At 64.9% G+C, this 15896-nt stretch carries 15 protein-coding genes and 1 pseudogene; 10 read left to right on the forward strand and 6 right to left on the reverse strand.

What is annotated here, in order from left to right; genetic code table 11:
• The first annotated feature begins 85 nt into the window (after positions 1 to 85).
• A complete protein-coding gene (locus M3I56_RS06740; protein WP_254353099.1) occupies positions 86 to 523 on the forward strand; it encodes a PRC-barrel domain-containing protein in 438 nt (145 codons plus the stop codon).
• Positions 524 to 540: 17 nt separating this feature from the next.
• Here the strand turns inward: M3I56_RS06740 and M3I56_RS06745 are convergent, their stop codons facing one another.
• Positions 541 to 1395, reverse strand: a complete 855-nt coding sequence (locus M3I56_RS06745) for a DUF1989 domain-containing protein (protein ID WP_254353100.1) — start codon at positions 1393 to 1395, stop codon at positions 541 to 543.
• 271 nt (positions 1396 to 1666) lie between these two features.
• Here M3I56_RS06745 and M3I56_RS06750 point away from each other — a divergent pair, with 271 nt between their 5' ends.
• The 3 genes from M3I56_RS06750 (at position 1667) to M3I56_RS06760 (ending at position 4122) form a co-directional block, all read left to right on the forward strand.
• A complete protein-coding gene (locus M3I56_RS06750; RefSeq protein WP_254353101.1) occupies positions 1667 to 2566 on the forward strand; it encodes a LysR family transcriptional regulator in 900 nt (299 codons plus the stop codon).
• 211 nt (positions 2567 to 2777) lie between these two features.
• A complete protein-coding gene (locus tag M3I56_RS06755) occupies positions 2778 to 3089 on the forward strand; it encodes an antibiotic biosynthesis monooxygenase (protein WP_254353102.1) in 312 nt (103 codons plus the stop codon).
• A 19-nt stretch (positions 3090 to 3108) separates the two neighbouring features.
• The gene (locus M3I56_RS06760) at positions 3109 to 4122 is read left to right on the forward strand and encodes a zinc-binding alcohol dehydrogenase family protein (RefSeq protein WP_254353103.1); all 1014 of its coding nucleotides are present in this window, start codon (positions 3109 to 3111) and stop codon (positions 4120 to 4122) included.
• A gap of 371 nt (positions 4123 to 4493) precedes the next feature.
• Here M3I56_RS06760 and M3I56_RS06765 read toward each other — a convergent pair whose 3' ends face one another.
• Together M3I56_RS06765 and M3I56_RS06770 are read right to left on the reverse strand one after the other, a co-directional pair.
• Positions 4494 to 4721, reverse strand: coding sequence for a hypothetical protein (locus M3I56_RS06765; protein ID WP_254353104.1), 228 nt, complete (start codon positions 4719 to 4721; stop codon positions 4494 to 4496).
• A gap of 238 nt (positions 4722 to 4959) precedes the next feature.
• Positions 4960 to 5454 carry a MarR family winged helix-turn-helix transcriptional regulator gene (locus M3I56_RS06770; protein WP_254353105.1) on the reverse strand — a complete coding sequence of 165 codons (495 nt, stop codon included), beginning with the start codon at positions 5452 to 5454 and terminating at the stop codon, positions 4960 to 4962.
• A 199-nt stretch (positions 5455 to 5653) separates the two neighbouring features.
• Between M3I56_RS06770 and M3I56_RS06775 the strand changes: the two genes are divergently transcribed.
• The gene (locus tag M3I56_RS06775; protein WP_254353106.1) at positions 5654 to 7675 is read left to right on the forward strand and encodes an FAD-dependent oxidoreductase; all 2022 of its coding nucleotides are present in this window, start codon (positions 5654 to 5656) and stop codon (positions 7673 to 7675) included.
• A gap of 34 nt (positions 7676 to 7709) precedes the next feature.
• Here the strand turns inward: M3I56_RS06775 and M3I56_RS06780 are convergent, their stop codons facing one another.
• Together M3I56_RS06780 and M3I56_RS06785 are read right to left on the reverse strand one after the other, a co-directional pair.
• Positions 7710 to 9011, reverse strand: a complete 1302-nt coding sequence (locus M3I56_RS06780; protein WP_254353107.1) for an MFS transporter — start codon at positions 9009 to 9011, stop codon at positions 7710 to 7712.
• Positions 9012 to 9053: 42 nt separating this feature from the next.
• Entirely contained in the window at positions 9054 to 10529 is a 1476-nt protein-coding gene (locus M3I56_RS06785) for a mannitol dehydrogenase family protein (protein WP_254353108.1), read from the reverse strand.
• A gap of 136 nt (positions 10530 to 10665) precedes the next feature.
• On the opposite strand from M3I56_RS06785, the gene M3I56_RS06790 reads away from it, so the two are divergent.
• The 4 genes and pseudogenes from M3I56_RS06790 to M3I56_RS06805 all read left to right on the forward strand — a co-directional run.
• Entirely contained in the window at positions 10666 to 11397 is a 732-nt protein-coding gene (locus M3I56_RS06790) for a GntR family transcriptional regulator (RefSeq protein WP_254353109.1), read from the forward strand.
• A 19-nt stretch (positions 11398 to 11416) separates the two neighbouring features.
• Positions 11417 to 12625, forward strand: coding sequence for a D-mannonate dehydratase ManD (gene manD / locus M3I56_RS06795; protein WP_254353110.1), 1209 nt, complete (start codon positions 11417 to 11419; stop codon positions 12623 to 12625).
• 35 nt (positions 12626 to 12660) lie between these two features.
• On the forward strand, positions 12661 to 13689 hold the full coding sequence (locus M3I56_RS06800; RefSeq protein WP_254353234.1) for a Zn-dependent oxidoreductase: 1029 nt from the start codon (positions 12661 to 12663) through the stop codon (positions 13687 to 13689).
• Between the two features lie 36 nt (positions 13690 to 13725).
• Positions 13726 to 13917 (forward strand): annotated as a pseudogene (locus M3I56_RS06805) (DUF523 domain-containing protein); the annotation flags it as partial.
• Between the two features lie 56 nt (positions 13918 to 13973).
• Here the strand turns inward: M3I56_RS06805 and M3I56_RS06810 are convergent.
• Positions 13974 to 14852, reverse strand: a complete 879-nt coding sequence (locus tag M3I56_RS06810; protein ID WP_302056683.1) for a LysR family transcriptional regulator — start codon at positions 14850 to 14852, stop codon at positions 13974 to 13976.
• Positions 14853 to 14973: 121 nt separating this feature from the next.
• Here M3I56_RS06810 and bla point away from each other — a divergent pair, with 121 nt between their 5' ends.
• A complete protein-coding gene (gene bla, locus M3I56_RS06815) occupies positions 14974 to 15855 on the forward strand; it encodes a class A beta-lactamase (protein WP_375541688.1) in 882 nt (293 codons plus the stop codon).
• Positions 15856 to 15896 lie beyond the last annotated feature (41 nt).

Raw genomic sequence — 15896 nt, forward strand, 5'->3', positions numbered from 1 at the left:
GCTAACATGACATCCCGCCTGCAGTCTCGCGCTGACGCGCAACGACCTGCGCGGCGAAATAACCGGAATACAGGAGCGAAAGAAAATGCTTTTCCGCAAGACGATGTTAGCCGTAGCCGCATTCAGCGCCGTGCTGGCCAGTGCCAGCGCGAATGCCCAGATCGCGGGCGCGCAGCCCTTGAGCGTTTCGGTCGAGCAGTCGCAGGCGCTGCTCGAAGGCTGGAGCGTGAAGAAGAGCGTACTCGGCAAGCCCGTTTATAACGACGATAACGCGAAGATCGGCACCGTGCGCGACCTGATCGTGGCGCCGGACGGCTCGGTTTCCGCGGCCATCGTTTCGGCGGGCGGTTTCCTCGGCGTCGGCTCGCACGACGTGGCCGTGCCCATCGCCTCGCTCGACGTGCGCCAGGGCAATCTCTATCTGCCCGGCGCAACCAAGGAAGCGCTGAAGGCCACGCCCGCATTCCAGTATGCGAAGGTCGAATCGCCGCCGAAGCCGAAGAAGGTCGAAAAGCAGCAGTAAGCTAGAGCCGCAGCGATTCAGCAGCCGCACTTCCAGTCCGGCTGCTGCAACGCCATGCCGTGCAGGCCGCGATATTCGGCGACAGGTGGCGAAGACCAGCCTTCCAGCAGCGCGGGCGCGAGCCGGTAGATCTCGATGCCGAGCGGCCGGCAGACTTCCAGCGGGTCGCGTGCATCGGGTCCCCACATCGGCAGTGAAAGATCGCCGCCGGGGCAGGTCGAAAGCGCGCACAGCAGGTCGATCTCGGCGAAAAACTCGAGATAGTCGCCCTTCTTCGCCGGGCAGGCCTTCATGAAGTACTTGTCCTCCAGATTCAGGCCGGTGCACTGGAACACGTTGAGCACGTCGTGCACGTCGTATTCGGTGAGCCCATACGGCGCGATGGCGCGCGTGAGGTTCGAGTGACAGTGGAAATGAAAGTCCTCGCCGGTCAGCATGCGGTTCACGTAGGGGTCGCACCGTGTGCCGAGCAGGTCGTGAACGCGCCCGCCATGCTCGTCGACGCCGTAGTCGGCCAGGCTATCGTCGGTGATGGTGACGAGCGGGCGCAGGAAGGGCAGCGTCGACCACAGGCGGTCGAAGGTGCTCACGTGCGCCTGCTGAAGCTGGCGCGTGCGTGAAGCCCACATGCGTTCGCGCGGATCGTGCCGGTTCCACAAGTTGAGGTCGGCCACCTGCGGGCCTTCGATCGTCACGATGCGGAACACGTGTCCCGCGGGCACGCTCCAGGCTTGCCCCGAGCGTATCGGCACGACGATCGACTCGATTAGCTCGCGCTGATCTCGCTCTTCGGCGATGCGGCGGTAAAAGGGCTTGTTCACGTCGAGCGCGGAGCCCTTGGTCGACTGGTAGGCGGCGGGATAATTCAGCATTGCCTCGTACTCCTGTATGAACGACGTGTGCCCGCATTCGCGATGCCGATGGCGCACGGCACAGCCTTCGCGGGATGTCTGCTGGGGAGTATAGGAATCGCGCGACGGTAAGCCAAAGTTTGTTCAACAACCGGAAGGCAGGAGATTCGCAGGCTTTTTTTGCCTGTTCGGGCCTGCCCGCACACGCGGTGCCTTCGTGTACAGTTCGCTTGTTCCATGACCGCGGCGCCTGCTTCCGAGGCGCGCGCAGCCCAACGAGACGCGACGGTACATGATCAGACTGGAAGACCTCGTCATCTTTATCAATGCAGCGGACAACGGGAGCCTCTCGGCCGCCGCGCGCCAGCTCGATCTCACGCCCGCGGTGGCGAGCGCGGGACTCAAGCGCCTCGAAACCGAACTCGGCACGCGCCTGCTCGCACGCTCCACACGCAGCCTGCGCCTCACGCCGGACGGCGAGCGTTACCTCGGATACGCGCGCGGCGTCATGGAGCAGGTGGAAGCCGGCCAGAACGCCGTGGCGCATGGGCGCAAGATGATCGGCGGCACGGTGTCGCTGTCGATTCCCTCCGACCTCGGGCGCAACGTGCTCGCGCCCTGGCTCGACGACTTTCAGGCGCAGCATCCCGCGGTGTCGTTCCAGGTGCACATTGGCGACCACGTGACCGACATGTTCCGGTCGCCGGTTGCCGTAGCGGTCCGCTACGGCGTGCCCGAAGATTCCTCGCTCGTGGCGCTGCCGCTCGCGCCCGACAACCGCCGCGTGCTGTGTGCCGCGCCCGGCTATTTCGCGCGTCACGGCAAACCCGCGACGCCCGCCGATCTCTCGCGCCACAACTGCCTGCGCTTCGCGCTGAGCGACACGCTGCACGACCGCTGGACCTTCTACCGCGGCGACGAAGCGAGCGTCGTGAACGTGCACGGCGACCGCAGCAGCGATGACGGCGAACTCGTGCGCCGCTGGGCCGTGGCGGGGCACGGCCTTGCGTACAAGTCGCGCCTGGACGTGCTCGCCGATATCCAGGCGGGGCGCCTCGAAACCGCGCTCGACGCGTTTCAGGGCGAAGGCGCGCCGCTGCATCTCGTCTGCGCGCACCGCACGATGCTCTCGCCGACCGTCAACGCACTGCGCGATTTGCTGCGCGATCGCATTGCCGCGTTTCTTGCCTGAGGTGTAATCGCGCAGTCAGTCCGCTCGCTGGTCCGATACCCGGCTCGACCGCTATCAGGGCCGGCCTGCATTTGTCTTTCTCAAGCCCCCGCCGCTCGATCGCCCCCTCGATCTTCAAAGCAGCTTTGAAGCTGAATTCGCCGTTTGCCGCTATGCGCGCCGAGCGCACTGGCCGATTATTCATACCAACACGAACGGCACGGAGGCTTGCATGATCGTCGCGATAGGCCGCTTTTATCTGCGGGCCGACAAGATTTCGCATTTCGAGGCGGCCTGGCTGCGCGTATGCCCGCTGCTCACGAACAAGCCGGGTTATCGCGGGCACCGTCTCGGTCCGCAGTGCGAAGACGAAGGCTGCTACGTGCTGGAAGTGGAATGGGACTCCCTCGACGCACAGAGCGCGTTCATGATGCACGGCGATTTCCAGGCCTTCCTGCACACGCTGTGGCCGTACTTCTCGGCCGATCCCGACCTCTATCACTTCGAGCCGCTTGTTCAACCAAGCCGGGTTCCCGCAATTTGACTGTCTGGAGGTATTCACGATGAAAGCGATTGGTTATTACCGCAATCTCCCCATCAGCGACCCCGAATCGCTGATCGATCTCGAACTCCCCGACCCGCAGCCGGGCCCGCGCGATCTGCTCGTTGAAGTGCACGCGGTGTCGGTCAACCCGGTCGACGTGAAGGTGCGCGCGCGCATGGCGCCCGAGAACGGCGAGCCGAAAGTGATCGGCTGGGACGCGAGCGGCGTGGTGCGCGCCGTGGGCCGGGACGTGACGCTCTTCAAGCCGGGCGACCGGGTGTGGTATGCGGGCTCGCTGCTGCGCCCGGGCACCAACAGCGAACTGCACGTGGTGGACGAGCGCATCGTGGGCCGCATGCCGCAAAGCCTGAACTTCGCCGAGGCGGCCGCGTTGCCGCTCACCTCCATTACGGCGTGGGAGTTGCTGTTCGACCGCCTCAAGGTGCCCGAAGGCACGGTGTCGTCCGGCGACTCGCTGCTCGTAATCGGCGCGGCGGGCGGCGTGGGCTCGATTCTCGTGCAGTTGGCGCGCAGGCTCACGGGCCTCACGGTGATCGGCACGGCCTCGCGGCCCGAAACGTCGAAGTGGGTGAGCGAACTGGGCGCGCATCACGTCATCGATCATGCGAAGCCGCTTTCGCAGGAGCTCAAGCGTATCGGCATGGAAGGCGTGGACTATATCGCGAGCCTGAATCAGACCGACCGTCACTTCGACGAGATCGTCGCCTCGATCAACCCGCAGGGGCATCTCGCGCTGATCGACGACCCGGAGCTGGTCGACTTCCGCAAGCTCAAGACGAAGAGCGTGGCCCTGCATTGGGAGTTCATGTTTACGCGTTCGATGTTCGGGACGAAAGACCAGATTCGCCAGCACGATCTGCTCGAGCGCATGGCTTCGCTCATCGACGAAGGCGTGTTGCGCACGACCCTGAACGAGAGCTTTGGGACCATCAATGCGGCGAACTTGCGCCGGGCGCACGAGCTCGTGGAAACCAACCGCTCGCGCGGTAAGCTCGTGCTCGAAGGTTTTTAAATTGGCGAGCACGCGCTGACCCTCAAACGGCGGATTGGGGCCGTTGAACAAGCCTTCCTGCATATCGATGATGAGAAGGGCGCGGCGTTCGCGAGCGAGGCTGGGCATGGTGGTTCTCCGGTAGTTGCGCCCGCAACGCACGGAGAAACGACAAGGCCCCATCCATTGCTGGCGGGGCCTTGTGATCGATACGAAATCTAACGTGCGCGCACCGAACTCACGACCCGCCGGAAGCGGTCGTGGTAGTCGTCTTGGTGAGGATGTGCGCGTTCATGAGGACGATCATGCAGAAGGCGGCCAGAGGCGTCAACGATGTTGTGCTCGTTGTCCGGACAGCTCGACGGCAAACCATGCCGTCGAGCGTGAGCGCGTCAGCGCGCAGTGTCGGGGCGCTTCCAGTGCGCGTTGGCGTGCTTGTCCGTAATGCGGACCTTGGCCAGCAGCGGCTTATAGCCTCGCAGGACGATCTCGCTGATCGCGAGAAGCTCGGAGCGAAAGATGTTCTCGGCGAATTTGCTACCGTCCTCGAACTCCAGGGCGTAACCATCGATTGGCCCCCATTGGCCTCTCGGTAACGGTTCGATATACACGTCCATCATTAGTCTCCATTGAATAACAAGCGAATCAGAAGCGTCATTGGTTTCAGTCTATCGCAGCGAAAGACGCCTTCCCCGCGGTTTTTGGTGCCGTAATTTCCTTGTTGTTCAATGGCTTACGTGATGTCTTTCACGATAAGAGAAGGTGTCCTTCCATGTGCAATTGCTCGCCCCCATCCGGAAATGCGAAATTTGCACACACCGGGCGCGCGTTGCACGATATGAAAGCGCGAGCGTGCATTCACTCCTGCTCGCGTTGCGCCGGTTCGCCTAGATCGATCTCATCCATGCCCTTGTTCAGCTGATTCAGGAAGTGCACGAGCGAAACCTTGTCGTCGAAGCGAAAGCTCGCGAGCGCCTGGCGATAGAACTCGTAGATCTTCGGCTGCAGGCTCTCCCAGAACACCTTGCCCTGGTCCGTGAGGACGACTTTTTTCGCGCGCCGGTCCACGGTGTCGGCCACGCGCAGCACATGCTCGTCGCGCTCCAGGCGCTTGAGCACGCCGTCGAGACTCTGGCGGCTCACCACGAGATAGTCGGCCAGTTCGGAAAACGACATGCCCTCTGCCACCTGCGGGCGCGACAGTGCGCCGAGCACCGACCACTGCACGGTCGTGATGCCGAGCGCCTTGGTCGTCTGCCGGTCGAGCGTGTTGCCCGCCTGGAACAGCCGGAAGAACAAGCGGTTGTGAATCGACGAGACGGATTGATCGTACGAAGGGTCGTTCTGGGTCATGGGCGCCTTTCGGTCGCCGCGCGAGTGCGGCGGGCAATGAGACAAATACCTGATACGAAAATAGTGAAGGGAAGTGGGCACGCCGTCTATTTGGACAATACCCCTCCTCGTGCCCTCAATATATATCATGATGTTGACGTAATTTGGAGGCTCGCCTAGAGTGTGGAAACGACGCACGAGAATATCAAGAGACATCCCCATGGCGACCTACGACCGGCTTTTGACCCCGCTTCGCGTTGGCGCGACGCTGCTCCCCAACCGCATGGTGATGGGCGCGATGCACACGCGGCTCGAAACGCTCGACCGTCCGCATGAGCGCCTCGCCGCGTTCTATGCGGCGCGCGCGGCCGGCGAGATCGGCCTGATTCTGAGCGGCGGATTCTCGCCGAATCCCGAAGGCGTGATGGAGGCGGGAGGCCCGCTCTTCAATCGCGCGGAGCAACTCGACGAGCATCGCGCCGTGACGCGCGCGGTTCACGAGGCGGGTGGAAAGATCGTGCTGCAGGTCCTGCACGCGGGCCGTTATGCAAAGGTGCCGGAGTGCGTGGGGCCCAGGGCCGCCAAGGCGAGAATCAACGCGTACGCGCCGCGCGCGCTCAGCACGGAGGAAGTGCGCGCCACCATCGGCGACTTCGCCCGCACGGCGGCGCTGGCGGTTCTGGCCGGCTACGACGGCGTCGAGATCATGGGCTCGGAAGGCTATCTCATCAACGAGTTCACGGCCGCGGTCACCAACGCGCGCGACGACGAATTCGGCGGCAGCTTCGCAGGTCGCATCCGCTTTGCCCTCGACATCGTGCGCGCCGTGCGCGCGGAAATGGGCCGCGAGCGCATGCTGATCTACCGCATCTCTTCCATCGACCTCGTGGAAGGCGGCATGAACGGCGCCGAGATCGCGGCGTTTGCGAAGGAGATCGAAGCGGCTGGCGCGGATCTCATCAACACGGGCGTGGGCTGGCACGAATCGGCGGTGCCGACCATCGCGGCGTGCGTGCCGCGCGCGGCCTGGCGCGACGCGATTCGCAACGTCAAACAGTCGGTGTCGATTCCCGTGATGGCGTCGAACCGTATCAACACGCCTGAGATCGCGGAGGAACTGATCGCCTCGGGTGTGGCCGATCTCGTTTCGATGGCGCGCCCGCTGCTGGCCGACCCCGACTTCGCGAAGAAGACGCGGCTTGGCATGGCCGACGAAATCAACACGTGCATCGGCTGCAATCAGGCTTGTCTCGACCGCATCTTCACGGAACGCACGGCGACATGCCTCGTCAATCCGCGCGCCGGGCGCGAGATCGAATTCGCGGCGGGCAAGGCCTTGCAGCCCAAACGTATCGCGGTCGTGGGCGGCGGGCCGGCCGGCATGGCGTTCGCGATCAACGCCGCCGAACGGGGCCATACGCTCACGCTGTTCGAAGCGCATGCGCGGCTGGGCGGCCAGCTGAATCTTGCGAAGGTCGTGCCCGGTAAAGCCGAGTTTCACGAGATGCTGCGCTATTTCGAGGTGGGGTTAAAGCGGCTTGGCGTGACGTTGCGGCTTGGGCAAGCCGCAACGGCCGATGAACTCGCCAGCGAGGCTTTCGACGAGATCGTCATCGCCACCGGCGTCACGCCGCGCGTCCCCGATATCGTTGGTGTCGATCATCGGAAGGCAGTGTCATATATCGACGTGCTCGCGGGCAGGGTCGAACTCGGCGCGCGCGTGGCGATCATCGGCGCGGGCGGCATCGGTTTCGACGTGGCCGAGTATCTGCTGGGCGACGCGCAGGAATCGCTGGACCGTGGCGTGTTTTTCCGCGCGTGGGGCGTCGATCCCGCGAATGCGGATGCGGGCGGCTTAACGCCTATCGACGCTCATGGTGCGCCGCGCCGTAGCGTTCACATGTTTCAGCGCAAGGAGGAACCGCTCGGCAGGGGCCTCGGCAAATCGACGGGATGGATCTTGAAGGCCCGCTTGCGCAAGGCGCGCGTGATGATGACGTCGGGCGCGACCTATGACGCGATCGACGACGAAGGCCTGTATTATCGCGTCGATGGCAAGCCACATGTGCTCGCCGTCGATCATGTCGTGCTGTGCGCGGGGCAAAATTCGAACCGTACGCTTTACGATGAACTCGTTGCGCGCGCAGCGAAACCGAAGGTGATAGGCGGTGCTGACGTTGCCGCCGAACTCGATGCGTTGCGTGCTATCGATCAGGCCACGCGGCTCGCGATGACGATGTGACGTCGCCGCTCGCGCACGCTAGCTCACACGCTGGTTACGAATACGCCTTGTCCGTGAGCGGCGCGCTCTTGCGAGCGTCGCGAATGAAAATTGCCGAGAGCGCCGCGCCAGTGACCGCAACCACACCGGCCAGCGCGAACGCCGTGGCGAACGAACCGCTGCGCTCCACCAGAAAGCCTGTCACTGCCGGCCCGATGACGCCCGAAAGGCTGCCCACGCAGTGCATGCAGCCGCTCACGCTGCCCACCCTGGCGGGATGCACGACGTCCTGCACGATCGCCCAGTAGAGCGCGCCCGTCACATAGAGCAGGAAGAGCGCAATGGACATCAGCGCGATGGCCGCGACAGCCGTATGCACCAGGCCGGCGACGCCCACGCACACGCCCGTCGCGGCGAGGCAAGTGGAAAGGACAATCTTGCGTGAGAGCATGAGCTTGCCGGTCCAGCGGAAGATCGCGTCGGAGATCGCGCCGCCCGCCGCGAGGCCAACGGTGCCCACGAGCCAGGGCACGACGGTGGCGAGACTCATCTCGCGGATGTTGAGGTGATGCGCCTGCACGAGGTAGCTGGGGAACCAGCTCAGAAAGAAGAACAGCACGTAGTTGTAGGCGAAGAACGCCACGGCCGTTGCGATCACGAGCGGCTGGCGCAGCCATGCCGAGAGCGGCAAAGAAGCGGCGCTGTCGGGCACCGCGTGGGTCGTGTGCGCGACGCTCGGTCCCCGCCGCGCGGGCTCGGCTTCGTCGAGCGTGCTGACAAAGCGGCTTTCCGAAGGACGGTTGGCGGTGAGCAGCATCCACGCGACGCACCATACGAGGCCAATCGCGCAGATGATCCAGAACGCAGGGCGCCAGCCGAAGCTGATCGCGAGCAGCCCGATCACCGGGCCGGCAATTGCGCCGCCGAGCGGCGAGCCGGCGCTCAGGAGTCCCATGGAAGTCGCGGCGATGTCGCGCGGCATCCAGTTGTTGACCATCTTGTTGGCGCCTGCGCAGAGCGGCCCTTCGGCCATACCGAACAGCACGCGCAGCACGAGCAGGCTCGCGAAGCCCACGGCCACGGCCGTGAGCCCGCAGAAGATCGACCACAGCCCGACCGCGAGGACATACACGATCTTCGGCCCGAGCTTGTCGCTCGCGAGGCCGCCCACGAAATTGAACAGCGCATAGCCTACGAAGAAGCTGCTGAACACGATGCCCATCTGCGCCGCATCGATGCCGAGGTCCTTTTGAACGAGCGGTGCGGTGATCGAGAGCGCCACCCGGTCGAGGTAGTTGATGCCATAGACGAGGAATAACAGGAATACGGTTATCCATCCCATCGTGCGTTGCTTCATGTTCTGTCTCCAGTCTTTATCCAGTTCGGCGCGCGTGCGGCTTCAGGCCGGCGCGGGGCAGGCCAGCAGCGCGTTCGTGCCGTGCCGGCGCAGCGATTGCAGATGCCGGGCGAGCCGCTCGACGAACGCCTGCGGCCAGGGCGTTGCGCCAAAGACGCTCGTGTGCGAGAGGGCGGCTTGTACGGTGTCGAGCGCCGTGCTCGCGCCGCGCAGCTTCGCGGCGAGCGCGGGGGCGCCAGGATCGCTCACCACGAGCGACGTGCCCGCGTCGCTGCGTTCGGTCGCGAGGTAGTGCAGCCAGGCGGCGAGCGCGCGTTCGAGATGAGGACGCTCGATACCGCGCGCGAGGCTCTCGCGCAGCGCGGGTAGCCAGCGCACCGGTATTTTCTGCGTGCCGTCCGTCGCGATCTGGCTGGTACGGTGCGCGAGCGTCGGGTTGGCAAAGCGCGCCAGCAGATCCTGGCAGTACGAATGAACGTCGAAGCCGGGCGGGACCGTCACGGTGGCGAGCAGGTCCTCGGTCATCAGCGCGCGCACGAAGGCGGCCAAGGCGGGATCGACCATCGCGTCGGAAACGGTTTCGCGCCCGCGCAACTGGCCCACGTACGCAATCGCCGAATGCGAGCCGTTCAGGAGGCGCAGCTTCATGGCCTCGTACGGATGCACATCGCGCGTGAGCAGCGCGCCCGCGTCTTCCCACGCGGGGCGCGGGCCGCTGAAGCGGTCTTCGATGACCCACTGGGTGAACGGCTCACATACGATCGCGGCTTCGTCGCGCAGGCCGAGTTGCACGGCAGCCGCGTCGAGCGACGCGGGCGTGGCGGCCGGCACGATGCGATCGACCATCGTGTTGGGAAACGCGATCGTCTCGCCGATGCGGCGCGCGAGGGCCGGGTCGAACTGCTCCGCATACTGGATCAGCAGCCTGCGCAGCGTGTCGCCGTTGGCCTGCATGTTGTCGCAACAGACCACGGTGAGCGGCGCGCCGGCCGGGCGGCTGCGGATGCCCGCGGCGAGCACGCCAAGCGTGGTGCGCGGCGCATCGAGTGTCATGAGGTCGTGGCAGGTGCCCGGGTCGCCGGCGTCCAGTTCGGCGCTGGCGGGCGCGATGCTGTAACCCTTCTCGGTCACGGTCAGGCTCACGATGGCCACGCCGGGGTCCGCAATCGTGCCGAGCACCCGGTCCATCGCCTCGGGCGCGTAAAGCGCGCCGCGCAGCGCGCCGACCACGCGGCTCGCCGCCGTCTCGCCGCTGCGCTCGGTGACCGAATAGAGGTGGTCCTGGGCCGCCAGCGCCTGCGGCACGCGCCGCTCGCGCAGGCTCACGCCGACGATGCCCCAACGCGTGTCGCCGCGCTCAAGCAGCGTTTCCGTATAGAGCGCCTGGTGCGCGCGATGAAACGCACCCAGCCCGAGATGGACGATGCCGGGGCGCACGCGCTGGCGGTCGTACCCCGGTTGGCGTACGGCTGTCGCGGCGGTAGTTAGTGAGCGCTCACACAGGAGGGGTGTTGTCATTGCGTTGTACCATGGTACATATGCGAATGACCGAAGCTTAGTCCGATGTTTTATCTCGTTTTATCGGGGTTAACGCTAGGAAGTGACCGTAAAGCGTATTTGCTACCATGGTACAAACAATCACCGGTTACCCGCCATGAGCCAGACCGTTATCGAACCGCAAGAGGACACCATCCTCGCCGCACTGAGCGGGTTCGTCGCCAACCCCGACGCTTCTTATCGCCCGCAGGTGCACGCCTTTCTGCGCGACACCATCGTGCGCGGCGCGCTGCCGCCGCACGCCAGCCTTTCCGAGGCCGCGATTGCCGAAGCGCTGCAGGTGAGCCGCACGCCGGTGCGCGAAGCGCTCGCGCAACTCGCCGACGAACATCTCGTGAACATCTACCGCAAGGTCGGCACGATCGTCGCGCCGATCTCCATTTCGCAGCTCGAAGAGGGACGCTTCGCGCGCAGCACGCTCGAATGCGCGAACCACGTGCAGCTGGCCCAGACCATCACGCTCGACCAGCTCACGGAGATCGGCCGGATCGTCGACGACCAGCGCGACGCCGTCGCGCGCGGCGACGTGGACCGCTTTTTCGATCTCGACGAGCTGATGCACCGGCGCCTGTTCGAATTCGCGGGCCGCTCGCATGTGTGGGAAATGCTGCAGCCAATGAAGCGCCAGTTCGACCGCGTGCGCTGGCTGCTGCTCGACCGTGTGGCGGACCATGCGCAGCGCGCGCTGCGCGAGCACGAATTGATCCTCGCGCATATGGCCTCGCGCAACTTCGCGCAACTGGGCGCGACGGTGGCGAGCCATATCGACCGCGTGGGCTCGCATCTGCCGGAAGTGCAGGCGCGCGTGCCCGACTATTTCGTCGAATGAAAGAGAGTGGAGACAGCAATTGAAGATTGAACGGCTGCAGACGATCGTCACCTGCCCTGGCCGCAATTTCGTGACCGTGAAGATCGTGACCGACGAAGGCGTGTACGGTCTCGGCGACGCTACGCTCAACGGCCGCGAACTGGCCGTGCGCGCGTACCTCGAAGATCACGTGTTTCCGTGCCTCGTGGGCCGCGACCCACGCAATATCGAGGACATCTGGCAATACCTCTATCGCGGCGCGTACTGGCGGCGCGGCCCGGTCACGATGACGGCGATCGCCGCGATCGACATGGCGCTCTGGGATATCAAGGGCAAGCTCGCGAACATGCCCGTGTATCAGCTGCTAGGCGGCAAGAGCCGCGAAGGGCTGATGGTCTACGGCCACGCAAACGGGCGCGACCACGAAGAGGCCATCGACGCGGTGCGTCAGCATGTGGAGGAGGGCTACCAGGCGATTCGCGTGCAGTCGGGCGTGCCCGGTCTCGACAAGGTGTATGGCGTGGGCAAGGTCAAGGGCGAGTACGAGCCCGCCCAGAAGGGGCTGCCGCCCGAAGAGCCGTGGGACACGGCGCTCTATCTGCGCCATACGCCCGAACTCTTTCGCAAGGTGCGCGAGGCCGTGGGCTTCGGCCCGCATTTGCTGCACGACGCGCACCACCGCCTTACGCCGATCGAGGCCGCGCGCCTCGGCCGCGACCTGGAGCCGTATCGCCTCTTCTGGCTGGAGGACGCGACACCGGCCGAGAACCAGGAGAGTTTCCGCCTGATCCGCAGTCACACCAGCACGCCGCTCGCGGTGGGCGAGGTGTTCAACTCGATCTGGGACTGCAAGGACCTGATACGCGAGCAGCTCATCGACTATATCCGCGCGACCATCGTGCACGCGGGCGGCATTACGCATATGCGCCGCATTGCCGATTACGCGGCCATGTACCAGGTGCGCACGGGCTTTCATGGCGCCACCGATCTTTCGCCGGTCTGCATGGCCGCCGCCGTGAACTTCGGCCTGTGGGCGCCGAACTTCGGCATTCAGGAACTGATGCCGCACAACGCGCTCACGAATGCCGTGTTCCCGCATCAGTACCGCTTCGAGAACGGCTTCCTCTTGATGGACGACGCACCGGGGCTTGGCGTGGACATCGACGAGACGCTGGCTGCGAAATATCCCTATGAACGCGCCTATCTGCCGGTCGCCCGTCTGCGCGACGGGTCGATGTGGAACTGGTAGGCATACCTGATCAAATATCCATGGAAGCGTCCACTATGTTGAGCGTCGTAGTCGATCGACCGAACAGCCTCGCCGTGCGCGAGATGCCCACGCCCACGCCCGCAGCGGGAGAAGTGCGTGTACGGGTGCGTTATGCGGGCATCTGCGGCTCGGACCTGCACATCTATCGCGGGCACAATCCGTTCGTGTCGTATCCACGAATCATCGGCCACGAGTTCGTGGGCCGCATCGAGTCCGTGGGCGAGGGTGTCGATGCCGCGCGCGTGGGCGAACTCGTGGCCGTCGATCCCGTCATCAGCTGTGGGCGTTGCCACGCATGCCAGATCGGGCGGCAGAACGTGTGCCGTAATCTCGTCGTGCTGGGCGTGCATCGCGACGGCGGTTTTAGCCAGTATGTGTGCGCGCCCGCGCGCAACGCGTACCGCATTCCCGAGCGTATCGCGCAATCGTGCGCGGCAATTGTGGAGCCGTTTGCCGTGGCGGCGAACGTCACGGCGCGCACCGGCGTGCTGGACAGCGACGTTGCGCTGATTTACGGCGCGGGCACCGTGGGACTGACGATCCTGCAGGTGCTCAAGCGCGTGTACGGCGTGCGTGCATTCATTACGGATCAGCTCGACGAGCGGCTCGAACTCGCACGTCGTTGCGGGGCGCAAGCCGACGAAACGATCAACACACGCAACGAGCCGCTCGCCGACGCGCTGCGCGCGCGCGGCGTGGAAGACGGCCCAACGCTGATTTTCGATGCGGTGGGCCATCCGTCCATACTCGAAGAAGCGGTGCGGCTCGCGGCGCCCGCGGGGCGTATCGGGCTGCTCGGCTTTTCGTCGACGCCTTCGGCCATCGCTCAGCAGGAGCTGACGAAAAAGGAGCTCACGTTGTGCGCCTCGCGCCTGAACTGCGCGATGTTCCCGACCGTGATCGACTGGCTCGAGCGCGGACTCGTCACGCCGGAATCGATCATCACGCATAAGGTGGATTTTCGCGAGGTGAGTAGCGCGTTCGAGCTGGCGGAGCACAATCCGCGCGAAACCTGCAAGGTGTTGCTCGACTTCGGCGCGTAAAATACGGGGCATTCGTGCAACAGAATTTCATCGCGCATGCTCCCCCGAATACTCGTTAGCGCTTGCCTGCTTGGCCGCCCGGTTCGATACGACGGCTCGGCGAAAACCGTTGCGCATGCACTGATCGAGCAGTGGCAGCGTGAGGGACGACTCGTGCCCGTTTGCCCGGAAGTCGCAGGCGGGTTCGGCGTGCCGAGGCCGCCTGCAGAGATCGCGAACGCCGCTTCACGCGCGGCACACGCAGGCCAGTGCGTAGCACGATAACCGCGAGGATAACGGCGCAATCACCCATCCTCGGCGCTACCGGCTTCTTTCACGATCCATTGTTTGAACGCGCGCATGGCGGGCGTCGCCGTTTTCCCCTTTTGCGACGTGAGCCAGTAGCTGCCAGCCTGCACCTCGATATCGAAGGGCCGCACGAGCCTGCCCGCCACGAGATCGCGCTCGAACATCGAAACCGGGGCGAGCGCGACGCCCGCACCCTGCATCGCCGCTTCCACCATGAGGCGCGACGAATCGAACACGGGCCCGCGCACGGGGCGCGGCGCGAGCCCGGCGGCTTCGAACCAGAGCGTCCAGTCGTCGGCGCGATACGAGCGCAGCAGTTTTTCGTTGGCGAGATCGGCGGGGCGTTGCAGACGGTGTGCGATATCGGGCGTGCAGAGCGCGGCGAGCGGCGCGTCGAACAGCTTCGCGGCGCGCGAACCGGGCCAGGTGCCGTCGCCGAACCGGATGGCGAAGTCGAGCCCTTCGCCTGCGAGATCGACGAGATTGTTGTTCGTCATGATGCGCAGCTCGACGAACGGATGTGCGTCGTGAAACGACTTCAGGCGCGGCATCAACCAGCCCACCGCGAAGGTCCCCACGGCCCCCACGGTCAGCACCTCGTGAAAATGGCCGCCTTCGAACTGCCGCAACACGGCTTCGATGCGGTCGAACGCATCCGTGAGCACGGGGCGCAGCGCGAGACCTTCGTCGGTGATCGCAAGGCCGCGCGGCAGACGCTTGAAGAGGGTCGCGCCAAGCCGTTCCTCGAGCGTGCGGACTTGCTGGCTCACGGCCGCCTGGGTGACGTTCAACTCGCTCGCCGCGCGTGTGAAGCTCAGGTGCCGCGCCGACGTTTCGAAGGCGCGCAAGGCATTAAGGGGCAGATACGTGCGCATGATCGGTCTATAAGTTTTTCTGGGGCAGCGCGCAATTTATCATCGTTTGTCACCTCGCGGAGAACAGGCGATAGTGGCGGCTCTTCAAGGAGAGGCCATGATCACGCGACGTAGATTCACGATGACGGTGTTGGGCGGTGCGATAGCTGGCGTTGCATCTCAGGCATTCGGCGCGACGGTGGGAACGGCGCCGGAAGCGGACGCGACGCCCGCTGGCGCAGCGGACAAGCAGCTCGCCGCCATCGAGGCGCAGGCAGGCGGGCGTCTCGGCGTGGCGATGCTCGATACGGCGAACGGGCACGTGCGCGGGTGGCGCACGCACGAGCGCTTTCCGATGTGCAGCACGTTCAAGGTGTTGCTCGCATCGGCCGTGTTGACGCGCAAGGATCACGGCAAGGAAGACCTCGCGCGCAAGGTCGTGTATTCGCCTGCGCAAGTCGTGTCGTATTCGCCGGTGAGCGGACCGCGCGCGGGCGGCGAGGGCATGACGGTCGCCGAACTGTGCGAAGCGGCGCTCACGCGCAGCGACAACACGGCGGCCAACCTGCTGCTGGAGAGCATTGGCGGCCCTTCGGCGATCACCGCTTTCGCGCGCAGCATTGGCGACCCGGTAACGCGCCTCGACCGAAACGAGACCACGCTCAACGAAGCGATACCAGGCGACCCGCGCGATACGACCACACCCGCCGCCATGGTCGCGAACCTGCGCGAATTGCTGCTGGGCGAGCGCCTTTCTGCGGCATCGCGCGAGCAGCTCATTGCATGGCTCGTTGCCAACAAGACTGGCGATGCACGTTTGCGCGCAGGCTTGCCGAAGGACTGGCGCGTGGGCGACAAGACCGGCACCGGCGACCGGGGTACGGCGAACGATGTGGCAATTATTTGGCCCACCGGGCGCGCGCCCATTCTCGTCACGACGTATCTGACGGGCGCGACGCACGCGAGTTCAGCGCAGCGCGATGCGGCGATCGCACAGGTCGGAGTATGGGTGGCGAGTTTCTAACGTAATTGATACGGTATCCTAATCGTATGAGAGGCAATCGT

Origin of the sequence: Paraburkholderia sp. CNPSo 3281 (genome assembly GCF_024206515.1) — a bacterium.
Classification (GTDB): Bacteria; Pseudomonadota; Gammaproteobacteria; order Burkholderiales; family Burkholderiaceae; genus Paraburkholderia; species Paraburkholderia nodosa.